Annotated in this window: 9 protein-coding genes and 1 riboswitch; of the genes, 7 read left to right on the top strand and 2 right to left on the bottom strand. The window is 41.6% G+C overall.

Annotated features, from left to right (window positions below; translation table 11 throughout):
- Window positions 1–14: 14 nt before the first annotated feature.
- Entirely contained in the window at window positions 15–3,182 is a 3,168-nt protein-coding gene (locus IMZ28_RS02575; RefSeq protein WP_197549139.1) for an ATP-binding protein, read from the top strand.
- Window positions 3,183–3,187: 5 nt separating this feature from the next.
- Window positions 3,188–3,556, top strand: a complete 369-nt coding sequence (locus IMZ28_RS02570; RefSeq protein ID WP_197549138.1) for a response regulator — start codon at window positions 3,188–3,190, stop codon at window positions 3,554–3,556.
- Between the two features lie 138 nt (window positions 3,557–3,694).
- Here the strand turns inward: IMZ28_RS02570 and lon are convergent, their stop codons facing one another.
- Window positions 3,695–6,115 carry an endopeptidase La gene (lon, locus tag IMZ28_RS02565; protein WP_197549137.1) on the bottom strand — a complete coding sequence of 807 codons (2,421 nt, stop codon included), beginning with the start codon at window positions 6,113–6,115 and terminating at the stop codon, window positions 3,695–3,697.
- Between the two features lie 172 nt (window positions 6,116–6,287).
- Complete coding sequence (locus IMZ28_RS02560) at window positions 6,288–6,935, bottom strand: outer membrane protein assembly factor BamD (protein ID WP_197549135.1); 648 nt, start codon at window positions 6,933–6,935, stop codon at window positions 6,288–6,290.
- A 245-nt stretch (window positions 6,936–7,180) separates the two neighbouring features.
- Window positions 7,181–7,255: riboswitch (cyclic di-GMP riboswitch) on the top strand.
- A gap of 89 nt (window positions 7,256–7,344) precedes the next feature.
- Here IMZ28_RS02560 and IMZ28_RS02555 point away from each other — a divergent pair.
- From IMZ28_RS02555 to IMZ28_RS02535, 5 genes are read left to right on the top strand one after another with little or no spacing between them, the layout of a single operon-like run.
- Complete coding sequence (locus IMZ28_RS02555; RefSeq protein WP_197549133.1) at window positions 7,345–11,052, top strand: hypothetical protein; 3,708 nt, start codon at window positions 7,345–7,347, stop codon at window positions 11,050–11,052.
- A complete protein-coding gene (locus IMZ28_RS02550; protein ID WP_197549131.1) occupies window positions 11,053–11,784 on the top strand; it encodes a type II secretion system protein in 732 nt (243 codons plus the stop codon).
- Entirely contained in the window at window positions 11,784–12,626 is an 843-nt protein-coding gene (locus IMZ28_RS02545) for a type II secretion system protein (RefSeq protein WP_197549129.1), read from the top strand. Before IMZ28_RS02550 ends, IMZ28_RS02545 begins: the two co-directional genes overlap by 1 nt.
- Before the next feature lie 32 nt (window positions 12,627–12,658).
- A complete protein-coding gene (locus IMZ28_RS02540) occupies window positions 12,659–13,111 on the top strand; it encodes a type II secretion system protein (protein ID WP_232087504.1) in 453 nt (150 codons plus the stop codon).
- Window positions 13,111–13,791: a pilus assembly FimT family protein gene (locus IMZ28_RS02535; RefSeq protein ID WP_232087503.1), complete on the top strand. Its 681-nt coding sequence runs from the start codon at window positions 13,111–13,113 to the stop codon at window positions 13,789–13,791. Before IMZ28_RS02540 ends, IMZ28_RS02535 begins: the two co-directional genes overlap by 1 nt.
- Window positions 13,792–13,822 lie beyond the last annotated feature (31 nt).

Below are 13,822 nucleotides of genomic sequence, written 5' to 3'. Positions count from 1 at the left end.
AAAGGAAATAGACAATGACCATACGTAACAGACTGAAACTGATTGCACTTGTACCAATTCTGCTTCTTCTCTTGCTGGCAAGTTACTTCTTCGTAACTTCATATATAAATTATGAGAAAGCCCAGGCGCTTAAGACAGCACTGAGCAACAATGCCTATTTGAGCAAGTCACTTGCAGAGGTAGGGAAAGAGCGTGGACTGACTGCACTATATATGGGCAGCGACCGCATAACATACAAGGACCTTGTTGAAAAACAGCGTATATCTACTGACAATGCAATGAGACAGCTGCGTGCAAAGATCGTAACAGATAAAGGCAATCTTATTCCTTTTTTACCCAACCTGCTTGGGGAAAATACCGATCTGAACAAACAACAGTACCAACTTCTGTTAAATAATATCAGCAAGCTTTCCAAAATTAGAAAAATCGCCGATACTCCAAACAGCGACTTTAAAAAGGTTTTCTTTGACGGCTATACAAAAACCCTCTCAACACCTATCATGCAAAACCTCCTTCAGCTCAACAATTTTGCACTCGACACAGAGATTGCCTCTCTTGTCTCAACACTCTCACAGCTCTATACTGTCAAAGAGAATGCCGGTCTTGAAAGAGGCTTTGTTTCCTACTATATGACAAAAAAAGCCTCTATGGCATTTGATGAGATCGCACTTTGGGATGAGTTCAAAACCAAGGCGAACATCTTTGATATTAAGCAGGTAACAAATCCTCAACTGCGCGCCGAACTGGAAAAAGTACTAAACAACAAAAAATCCAGAGAACTTCTTCAAGAGCTGGCAGAAACTTCTTCTGCGATCCAAACAGACGTTGACAACGGTGACTATGCAGAAGAAGCTATTGACTGGTTTGCACTCCAGACACAAAAAATATCTCTTTTCAGCAAAGCAGAGCTCATTGTCTCAAATGCGCTATGGCATAAAGCTGACACGTACCTCCAGAAACAGCTTTCCCTGCTTGCAATTGCCTCAGCGATCCTTCTTCTGAGTTTAATCCTTGCTTATCTCGGATACTCTACAGCACGCGACATCACAAGAAACATTCAGGAACTTGAAGATGTACTGAATAAAGCTGTTGCGGACATGAAAGAGAGTGACCAGTACCTCTCCGCAGATACTGCGCATATTGAAAATATCGAACTCGATACCCATGAAGGGACAAAAGAGGCCTACAAGTTCCTTGAAACACTGGTGGAGACAGCTAAGGAGGACAAACAGATTGCACTTCAGGCGAATGAAGCCAAATCTCTTTTCCTTGCAAACATGTCCCATGAGATCCGTACTCCACTTAACGGTATCGTCGGATTTACTGAAATCCTTCGAAGTACAGACCTGGATGCGGAACAGAGAGAATTCCTTAATATTATTGATAAAAGTTCCGAAAACCTGCTGAGTATTATCAACAATATTCTGGACCTCTCCAAGATCGAAAGCAACAAAATCGAAATAGAGAACATTGTATTTGACGCTGCTGAAGAGTTTGAAAGTGCCGTTGAGACCTATGCAGTAGGTGCTGCAGAAAAGAATATTGATCTCAATTTCTATATGGATCCTACTATCAGCCCCAAACTAAAAGGGGACCCAACCAAGATCAAAGAGATCATTATTAACCTTCTGAGCAATGCGATCAAGTTCACCAGTTACGGTGGAACGATTAATCTTAAAATAGAAAAAGTAAAAGAGGATGAGGGAACAACAAATCCAAGGATCAAGTTTTCAATTCAGGACAATGGTATCGGTATGACCAAAGATCAGCAGGAGCGTATCTTTGATGCCTTCTCCCAGGCAGATGTTTCAGTTACCAGAAAGTACGGCGGTACCGGCCTGGGTCTTACCATATCAAGCCAATTTGTTGAACTGATGGGTGGAAAACTTGAGCTTGAAAGTGCAAAAGACCACGGTACAACATTCTACTTCTCTATCCCGCTTGAAGAAGTTTCATCAACAGGTACCAACTACAATCAGGCCTTTACGGACATGACCATCTGTAAATATCAGGAAGATATTCCGACCGTACTTGACAACTACCTTGCCTCCTACTTCGAATATTTCGGTCCGGAAGTCAAACACTTTGAGTCAGTAGGTGAACTCAAAGAACTGAGTGATCTGGGTATCTGTAAAACATTCTGGCTCGATATCGACAAGACAAAACAGAATATCATTGATGCTGTAGCCAACGTCGACAAGTCGAAACTGATCATCATTGCCAATGTCACCAGCCGAAATAAAATTGAGGAGATGGGTGTAAGCCAGGATAATGTTATCTTTAAACCGGTTACATTAACAAAGCTTAAAGCAGTTCTTACCAGAACAGCTGCGACCACACCTGAGCTGGTAGAAAAAGCGCTTCAATCACAGGCAACACAGTTTGATGCAAAAGTCCTGGTGACCGAAGACAACATCATTAACCAGAAGCTGATCAAGCGTGTCCTTGAAGATCATGGTATTACCGTTGATATTGCAAATAATGGACTTGAAGCATTTGAAAAACGAAGAAACAACAACTATGACCTGCTCTTTATGGATATACAGATGCCGGTAATGGACGGTATAGAAGCAACCCATGAGATACTTGACTATGAAGAAGATGAAGAAGTTCCACACATACCTATTGTTGCCCTGACCGCCAATGCCCTTAAAGGTGACAGAGAACGTTTCCTTGCTGAAGGAATGGACGAGTATATCACCAAACCGATCGAAACCACTGAACTGCTTTATGTATTAAACAAATTTCTTTCAGACAAAGCAAAAAACAGCACTGAGGCAGCGGACAGATCAGCCGATGAAAGCATCTCTACTCCTGAACCTGAAATTGAAGAGATTCCGATAATAACTGAAGATGAGCCGATCAGTGTAGAAGAGGTTTCTCTGGATGAACTTATACTCAATGATTCAAACAAAAACAAAAAGATACTTATTGCCAAAAAATTCCTTCTGGAAAGAAGAATTCTTACCAAAGTTATTGAAAACTTAGGGTATGATTACGAAATTGTTGAAGATATGGATGAGCTGGAGGCCAAGCTGGCAACCGGCGACTACGACATACTCTTTAGCGATGCAGAGCTTATTACAGAGAATCTAAAAGCTCATAATAAAGATATAACTATCGTTACAGAGAGTAACGAAAAAAATGAAATTGAAACTATTATAAAATCACATAGAGGATAATAAATATGGGACTAAAAGTATTAGTTGTTGATGATGATATGATCAACAGAATGTTATTAAAGACACTGCTTAAAAAGAATACAAAAGTCACTGAGATCATTGAAGCAGAAAACGGCTCGGATGCTTTGAACAAGATGAAACAGGAACAGGGTATCGATATTATACTATTGGACATCATGATGCCTATCGTTGACGGTATAGAGTTCTTAAAGATATTCAGAGCAGATATGGCTAACGCTCATATTCCTGTCATAGTTCTCTCGACAGATGATACTCGCAAAACAGAGGTCTTCGACAATGGGGCAAATGACTTTATTAGAAAGCCTGTCAAGGAGGAGGCTCTCTTTGTCAAAATAGACCAGTGGTCAGACTAAGAGAGTTAAGAGTTAAGAGTTAAGAGTTAAGAGTTAAGAGTTAAGAGTTAAGAGTTAAGAGTTAAGAGTTAAGAGTTAAGAGTTAAGAAAGATCTCATATTTAATCTTCCTTGAACCTTAACCCTTTCTGCTTGACCTTTATTTAATCAAAGCTTCACGAAGCACTTCCTGTACATTCGACACCCCAATGATCTTGATGTTCTCTTTTACCTCTTCTGGAATATCATCGAGATCTCTCTCATAATTCTTCACAGGGATCAATGCTTTTTTTACCCCGGCCTTGTACGCAGCAATAAGCTTTTCTTTCAAGCCTCCGATCGGTAAGACTTTCCCTGTCAGTGTAACCTCTCCTGTCATCGCCACACGATTGTCTACTTTCTGGTTACTCAAAATAGAAGCAATCGCTGTTACCATGGTAATACCGGCACTCGGGCCGTCTTTTGGCGTTGCACCTTCAGGAACATGAATATGCAGGTCATACCGCTTATAGACCTCGCTCGCATCTACCTGAATATTTTCTTCATGCTCTTTGAGTGTATGGGGGATAGCAGAAGAGGGGATCTTAAGTTTTCTCTCATCAATAAGTATTTTTACAACAGAATGTGCAATACGTACAGATTCCTTCATAACATCTCCCAGACTGCCGGTCAGCTGCAGTCCGCCTTTTCCTTTGATCTTGATCGCTTCTATGGTAAGAACATCACCGCCTACTGCTGTCCATGCAAGTCCTGAAACCACACCAATCTGCGGTTTTTTATCGATGAGCGAGATCTCAAAGACTTTTTTATCAACAAATTTATCCAAATTCTTTCTTGTGACCTGTACCAGTTCTCTTGTTTTGTCTTCCAACAGCATACGTGCAGCTTTCCGCATCAAACCTGCAATACGACGTCTGAGATTACGGACTCCAGCCTCTCTGGTATACTCATCGATAAGTATACGCAGTGCTTTATCGGAGATATGGAACTCTCTGGCTTTGAGGGCATGTTTTTTCAACTCCTGCGGGATCAGATAACGTTTGGCAATTTCAAACTTCTCTTTTGGTGTATAGGAGTTCAATCCGATGAACTCCATACGGTCACGCAACGGTGCAGGAATACGTCCGACATCATTGGCCGTTGCAATGAAGATCGCTTTACTGAGATCTATGTTGAAGTTCAGATAGTAGTCTCTGTATTTGCTGTTCTGTTCAGGATCAAGTATCTCAAGCAGTGCCGCTGTCGGATCCCCTCTCATGCTGCGTCCTACTTTATCGATCTCATCAAGTACAATGACCGGATCCATACTCTTGGCCTCTATAAGCCCCTGTACCAAACGGCCCGGCATTGCACCCACATAGGTACGTCTGTGTCCGCGTAGTTCATTCACATCTTCCAGTCCACCCAGTGCAATACGCACCAAGGGTCTGGCAAGAGCATGTGCAATAGAGTTTGCCAAAGAAGTTTTTCCCACACCGGGAGGTCCTGCAAAACATAAGATCGCTCCACCGGTCTCTTTGGGCTTGATACCACGCAACATTGCCAATTCACGTACCGAAAAGAATTCCACTATACGCTCTTTGGGTTTCTCCAAAGAGTAGTGATCTTTGTCCAGTTCTCTGGAAACATCTTCTACAGAGAGGTTCTTTTTACTCAATTGTCCAAACGGCAGCTCCAATACCCACTCCAGATAACTCTGAAGCAGATTCGCATCGGCAGAATCAGGGTGCATACGGGCAAAGCGGTCAAGCTGTTTACTGATCTCTTTATAGGCATCCTCGCTCATTTCCGGTTTAAGCTGCTCTATCTTCTCCCTAAAGTTGGCGATCTCTTCTTCACGCTGCGTATCCATGCCCAGTTCATGCTGTATCTCTTTGAGCTGTTCTTTTAGAAAATACTCTTTGTTGGTCTGCTCAATCTTGCTGTGTACCTTACTTCGTATCTCCCGCTGTACTTTAGCAGATTCAATCTCAGAAGTGATCACATCTATAAGCCCCAAAAGACGCTTCTCGATATTTGGCTCGATATAGAGTGCATAAGCAACTTCTTTATCAAGTTTCAACATCGAAGAGACAAGATCGGCAATACGCTGCGGCTCATCATTCTCTTCAATCGTACGAACAAGATCGGCAGGGACATGGGAACTTAACGTTGAAAGCTTTTTGATCTTGTCTCGCAGTACATCCATCAAAGCATCCGTCCTGAGCTGATCATATGGTTCCAGTTTCACTACATCAATAACTGCTTTATTGATCTCCCCCGGTAACGGTTCGATAATCTCACCGCGTGCCAATCCCTGGAAGAGTATTTTTACTCTTCCGTCAGGAATATGTACTTTTCGCATAATAGAACCGATCACTCCAACCTTGTACATCGCATCGAAATCACGGCTTCCCTCTTTCCCGGCTACAGAAGAGGTTACAAAAAGCAAAGAGTTGTTCTCCATCGCATCGGTAGCTGCATCGATATCTTTCTGATTGGTCAGAAAGATCGGACTGATCATAAACGGATAGAGGAAAAGTTCATCCTCTACAACAATAGGCAGTTGGCTTGGAAATGCGTCATAATCACTGAGTTGCATGGTAAATCCTTTGGACTGTTAATAATAACGGTTTGCACTTCTGCGAAGTGCTTTTATTAATTCTGAAGAGAGTATAGCAGAGATAGGTTAAGAAAAATTAAATAAAAGCAAGGCCACTGTACCGTATTCCAACATTGTTACTTATTCATTTTGGTTAAAAGCATCTCCGCTTTTAATCGAAAATTTTCCCGATGATCCCTTTTTCAGGCGGGGTGATGTCGGCCATCTCGACCACGGAATTCTTATTCTTGTCACGGTAGATTTTCGCAGCCTTAGGCTTGTCTGTACGATCATAAAGTGCTGCAATGTTCTCATTCAGCAGATACTGTGCCATATGCAATCTTACCAACAGAGAGTTAACAAGCGGTCTGTATTCCGATCCCGGATATCGCAGCAGATATCTTTTTGCAGTATTGATACTATCCATGATCAGTTTTTGGTCTTTATAAACATCTTTCACACCGAGAAATGAAGCCTTGAGTTTCATAAATTCCATATATTCACGTCTCTCCTCATCGGCATACCGCTTGTTATACTCATCAAAATAGTAGTTAGCCAACAGATACTCTTCATTCTGCATATGTGCATGCGCAAGCATCATGATGGCTGTCGGCATCAGCGGTGAACGCATATGCTCACTCTTAAGCGAGATATAGTATTCGTCAGCTTTGTCCATATTCTGACTGCTGATACTGTCTGCAATACGCTTATACCAGTAGAGTGCCGGCTTATTGAACTCGGTTACCTCTTCATCACTCCCGCACCCCATCAATACAAAGACCATCGCCAGTCCTAACAAAAGACTCTTTTTTAACTGCATACCTTACCTCATTTTTTGTAATAATTGATTATATCATATCCCAAACTATGTAAAAAGTGTATTAGTAATACCTTCAGAGATGCCAACATAACAAAATTTGTCATTTGTTTGACAAATTGTTTCCAATATCAGCAAAAGATCCCATTTCTTACTTCTTACATTTTTGAAAACCTGAACTATTAATAATAGTTATTTTATATTCATTTTATAAAACCTGTGCTATCCTATGAGTATGAAGTACTCCTATGATGGAAAGCCAAACCCGTTGTGAAGCGGGGACGGAAAGCCACGGATCTGACACAGACAGCCGGGTTACCAACCATAGACATATAGCTAATGTTTGGCTCATCATTGTATGTACTGATAAAGTCTTACCCAAATAATAGATTGGGTTAATAAAGGTGTTATCATGGGAGATCTAATAAAACAATTTTTCAACCTGCTGCTCTTTCCATTGTCATTTCTTAAAAACAGAAAAGACCTTCTTTTTCTCTTGGCAGGGTTGTTCATCATTTCAAACAACAGCTGGGGATCGCCTGTGGGTCAAACTTCTGTAACAGGAGAAGAGCCAACGGCAACCGTCACCTCTCAAGATGAGCATGACGATGATGAGCATGACGATGAAGAGCATGACGATGAAGAGCATGACGATGACGAGCATGATGATGACGAGCATGACGATGACGAGCATGATGATGACGAGCATGATGATGAGCATGATGATGATTCTGATGCTCCTGAGTACCAAAACGAATATACCTGTGGTGTTTTTGGAAGTGTACTGGTCTCCTATACAGGTATAGATATGGTTCAAAATGATGTCTACAATGCCTGTGAGGTTTCAGTTAAAGACTACAATTTTGAAGAAAAAGTGGTCGGGAGCGCAACTGCTCCATCTGTTACCTGCTATGAAGATATGGGAAATACTCTTTGTGAATGTACAGGTGAACACTGCAGTAACGACAATACCTGTACCATTGTTCCAGAACCCACAAACCGTTATGAGCACGACTTTATCTCTACTACAGTAGATACAACTACTGAAACTGATGATGACATTACATTTACCGAACTGGAATACGGCAGTTATACATTTACAAACAACAGTAACGCTGGTGATGGGCAGACGATTACTTTTGATCCTCAATCTACATATAAAGACAACGACAGAAAAGTGATGCTTTTGGGTGATATTGTCAATGACGGAAACAATCAGAAAATGGTATTTAGCGAAGGGGACTACTATTTCAAATCATGGGATATGCAGGGAAACCAGATTGACATTGAAGTGGAAGGAGACGTACGTATCTTCATAGAAGGTGACCTTATTTATGACGGCAACCATGCCAATGCAGAAAACCCTGAAGATTCACTCTTTATTTATGTAGGAGGAGATGCTACCTTTGGAAGTAACGGCGGCGGGAACAGCTGGATCGGAACTTTTCTTTATGTAGAGGGAGATGCTGTAATACAAAACAGTGCAAATGCCGCTGACTTCTTTGGCAGTTTGGTTGTTGAAGGAGCTATTGATATTCAGGGTGAGAATATTAACTTCATCTATAATGATGCCGCAGACAGCATCGGATTTGGCGAGTGTAAACTCTGTTACGATCCGCCTCGCGGATCAAACGGGATAGACTTCTTTGCCTTAAACTTCTGTACTCCCTTTACTCCATGCGATATGTATGTACCTGTGCGTAATACTTCATCAACAGAACTCGATGATGTTAAAATCATAGAAACACAAAGTTCTCTTGCCTCATTTAGCTGGGGAAGTAATTACGAAGTTCTTGATCAGGATGGCAATGTAGTCCCCGATACCAGTGCAGGCTATAACAGTGAACTCTATCTTGACTTGCCTATGGACTTCAGTATAGGGTTGCAAAATGGCTATATCACCTATAATGCAGGAGACGACTACCCTACCTATGAACCGGATGAGCAGTATTATCAAATGCATAAAAAGATTAACTTCGGAATGAGTATTGGAGATTTCAGCCAACTAATCTATTTCGGACAGTATGTTGACGATGCCGGACGATACTACAACGTACAGCTTGATCCATGTACCGTTACATTGGAAACAAGTGAGCCTACCTATACCACAGGCCCTTTTGATGCCTGGGATACGTTTAGAGACATAAACGACAGAAATATTTCAACCAAAATTGCTGCACAGGCTTTCAATCTTACCATAGCCAGTATCAATGAAAGCAACAACGCGACAGAAACAAAAAACAATATAGATATCAAGTTTGCTCTTTATGACATCAATACAAATCGCTACATCTCTTCTTTGTACGACTTCAATGCCTCATCATCTGTAACAACAGAACAGAGCTTCAATATATCCAATGCGCATAAAAATGTTAAAGTCGTTTTTAAAGTATGTGCAGACTACAGCGGTACTGACTATACACTCTACCCATATGACGAGTGTGACAATACTGCATGTATACCAAATGACAAAAACACTTCCAACGACCCATGTCTAAGAGAGTTTTTCAGCAGTGATGCGTTTGCCATAAGACCCTATGCCTTCAGAGTCTTTGGAAAAAATGAATACAAAAGAGCAGGTGAAGAGTTCAACCTTACGATCAAAGCAGTGGATGAGAACAACTTCAACGTAACAAGCGGGACTGTCAATGATGTACAGGGAGTTGCAGATTACAATGAGAGTCTCAGCAGCCTGCAGGTAAGCTCATCTTTTTATGTCCCTACCGATGCGGAAACCCAACAGATGAACTTTGATGTCTATGGTACGAGCAATATAGACCGCAGCAAGGTTGCCTATTGCCCAAGTGCCGGTTCCTTCAGTATGAGTGGAGAAAACTTTGCAGATGGCGAGGTCAATGCCACACTCCAATTCTCGGAAACGGGTATCCTGACTGTCACCGTCTCGGAAATCAACGGAAGCGAATTTGCCCGTATTGATCTTGACGATACCAATGATTCCCAAAGATTTATCAGACCTGGAAGCGAGATCTACGATGAAAGCCATGTAGATAAAACAAATATTTTACTCTTCATTCCCTACCAGTTTGATACCGAAGCGGTATACGGCACTACCACCGGCCAAAACTGGCTCTATATTTCCAATGAAGTAAAAAATGCCAATAATACGTTTACTACCCCTCAAATGGCTGCCTATCTTAAATTTAAAATAACTGCTAAAAATAAAAATGGACAAACCGTTAGCAATTATACAAAAACCTGCTTCCCGGATACAGATGAAGCCAATGCACCGAGAGTAAACGACCTGAAGCTCAACAGTACTTTTGACCTCTTTTTGGACTTTACACTTGACAGCCAAAGAGATACAGCTATTTCTTTATATACCGAAGATAATGCATCAGGTGCTATATGGACACCTAACAAATCCCAAAATCTAACTTCCGGCAACAACCATGTACAAGAGTGGATAGGTCCTTTATTCTTTGGGAATGGAATAGGTGAGGCAACCGTATATTTCAATATTGACAGAAGTATGAATACTCCGATCAACCCTCTTGTTATGCGTGTAGCAGATGCCAACACTTCAACATCGTGGATGAACAATGCCGGTGCAACCAATATTTTCAACGGAGACACAGGCAACACAGTCGATCATAATATCAGCTATCTGTATGCAAGAGCCAAATCGTCCAAAGATTTTTATGACAATGTCACAACTGCCAGTTTCAACACACCGATCATGGTGCAGGTCTATTGTACTGCTGCGAACTGTCCTGATGTGGATACAGAGAATGGACAGACCAATGAGTATGAATGGTGGATTGCCACTTCCCACGACATGTCAAACGGAGACGGCAATATTACTTTGACAGTCAGCAGTGCAACCGGCAGTATTGCCCCTGCTTCTGTTTCTATCAACAGTGGCGACAACGGTATAGACAACAGCATTTTTGTTTCAGGTACAGCTCCCAATATCGTAGATATTGACTTTGATACAAGTACAAGCAGCTGGCTTATCTATAATAAAAATGACGACAGCATTCCATCGCCGTTCTACCGTGTTCACTTTATCGGAACAGGAGAATGGGCAGGCTATGGCAAAACCGGAAACGTCATGGAAACAAACGCCAGCTCCACTGTAAACAGAAGACTGGGATGGTAAATGGGCTATAGGTTACGAGATGCTGTTGCCATGATAGAGCTTATTTTTGCACTGCTTATTATGGCGATTGTGCTTATGTCGGCACCAAGGCTTATCAGCACTGCTACAAAGAGCTCCTTTGTTGCATTGCAGCAGGAGTCCATTAATGAAGCTGCCTCCCACATCAATATGATCATGGGATACCACTGGGATGAAAACACAACAGATGAGCGTTATCTGGACCCCATACTTACTGTTTCTGCTACTGGAGATACAAATCTTTCCTACAAAGTACAAAACAGTTGGCGCATAGGTACGCCAAAGGAGAGTTCCAGATCTTTCATACGTCAAGACGGAACAGGCAATATAGCTGCAACTGCACCTTCAAAACTGGGAATGGAAGCAGGAGAGCCTCCTGAAGATGATGTAGATGATTTTATAGGGGACTATACTCTGATAAACGAAGGAGTAACCACATCAGATGTTGCTGATAAAAATATCAATGTTGCCACCTCTGTCAGTTATGCGCTTGATTCCCCTTCCGGTACTACAGGACCATACGATACAACAGGCGGAGACAGACGAATTTCGTTCAATGATCTGACAGATACGAATGCCGGGAGTACTAATATAAAACATATCAGTGTCACACTTACAAGTACAAGCAATGTAAGCGAATTTGAGAAGTCCATTGTTCTTCATGCTTTTGTATGCAATATTGGTGCATACGAACTTGAGAAAAAGGCATTTTAATGTATTTAAAACCATCTGTACACAGACCGGCCTATACATTACTCGAACTTGTTTTTGCCATAGTTGTACTTGGGATTGTCTCCGGAATTGGTGCGGAAATCATTGCAAATGTATATGAAAGCTATATCATACAGCGCGCACAACACAGGGCATCACTTAAAACAGAGCTTGCATCCCTCCAGATAGCAAACCGGCTGCGATACGCCATTCCCGATACTATTTACCGTATCAAAAGCGATGATACACTCGAAAGTACCAACCTGCCTCTTTCCGGTACAGGAGACAGCTATAAGGGTATTCAATGGGTCGGTTATGACGGAGACAGTTTTGAGTCTATAGTCAGTAGTACAAACAGAAAATCCGGATGGAGCGGCTTTGCCGATGTAGAACATCCCAGTACTGATATCAGCCACATTAAAACACAGGGGTCAAGCCTGGACTTGACAGATACTATTATAAGCAACCTTTCTCCAAACGGAAAATCTATCGGAGATGCCTATATCTATTTTCCTTTAGATACAACCGCTTACCGAGTAGCATCAGATACAACCGGTGATATTATTCACCTGGCATCCTCTGCCAGTAAAACCGTCAAAGAGCATTACAAGCTGGCATGGAGCTCTTATGCATTGTCTGTAGAAAATAGGGATCTCTATCTCTATTATGATTTTCCGGCAACACCTGCTGCAAACAAAGGCAACACCAAACAGCTGCTTTTAAAAAATGTTTCTACATTCAAGTTCAAGGTAAGTGGCAGGACCATACGTTTCAAACTGTGTATCGATGAAGAGATCGGCGGGGACTACAATATCACCTCCTGCAAAGAAAAGGCTGTCTTCTAATGAACTCTATACGAAACAAAAAGGCATTTTCAATGATAACAGCTATTGTTGTGATTGTTCTTATGTCAACAGTAAGTGTATTTGTCTTGAATCTCTCTGCAACAATGACACGCGAAACCACTGCACAGTTTCAAAGGGAACAGGCAATGCTTTATGCCAAAAGCTATACAGAATATGCTATTATGGCTGTCATGACTAATGACAGAAGTGTTGCAGGGCAGTGTCTAAGCGATATTGACGGTACAATAGGAGATCCGGATAATGGTGCCGGATATAAAATCAATGTACGTATTGCCTACATTGGAAATACCGCAGAAATATCAAACTGTGCTGCTATACGTCAACTGGACACTACCGTGGTCACTCCGGGATCACCTTTGAATATCGTGGTTGATACCTATGTGAAGTACAAAGAGCCCGATCATCCAGATCCGGACAATGCAAAATATATTACGTACCACAAACGTACATTACAAAAGATTTAATGATGAAACACTATAGATCACACTCCGGATTTACAATGCTGGAACTGGTTTTTGTTATTGTTATTCTTGGTATACTTGCTGCACTTGCCATTCCAAGAATGGAAAGAGATCTTCGTCAGGAAGCAGCAGACAATATATTGTCTGCTATTCGATATACCCAACACCTGGCACTGATAGACAACAAACAGAGATTTGATATAAATAACTGGCAGCAGAGATTGTGGCTTATACGTTTTGAGAAGTATGGGAACAATATTATTTATAAAATCGGTTCCGATATGGATAACGGCGGAAATATAGACCAAATTGAATCAGCAATCGATCCGCTGACAGGCAAATACCTTCATACAAGTGACGCTGTAGAGGATGATGATGAGTCACCTAAAATATTTCTGACAAAAAAATACGGTATTACTGATGTTAGTTTCAATAACTGCAAGGGAACGCTGAATACCAGTGCAAAGCATATTGCTTTTGACAACAAAGGCAGACCGCATAGAGGTATACTGGATACCAGTAGTTCTGCCGGAGGAAGCAGCGGTGCAACAGATGACTATAAAACATATATTAAAAACGGTCAGTGCGAAATTACGTTCACCTCTTCCTCGTTCTCCGACATTAAAATTATCATTCTTGAGGAGACAGGCTTTGCCTACATTGACGGACAACCAAACTCATAACAGGTTATTGCCCTTTATTAAGCTTCTTAAG

The sequence above is a fragment of the Sulfurovum indicum genome (assembly GCF_014931715.1).
Classification (GTDB): Bacteria; Campylobacterota; Campylobacteria; order Campylobacterales; family Sulfurovaceae; genus Sulfurovum; species Sulfurovum indicum.
Note: the sequence above shows the minus strand (reverse complement) of the source record. Positions and strands in the feature narration are given on the sequence as shown.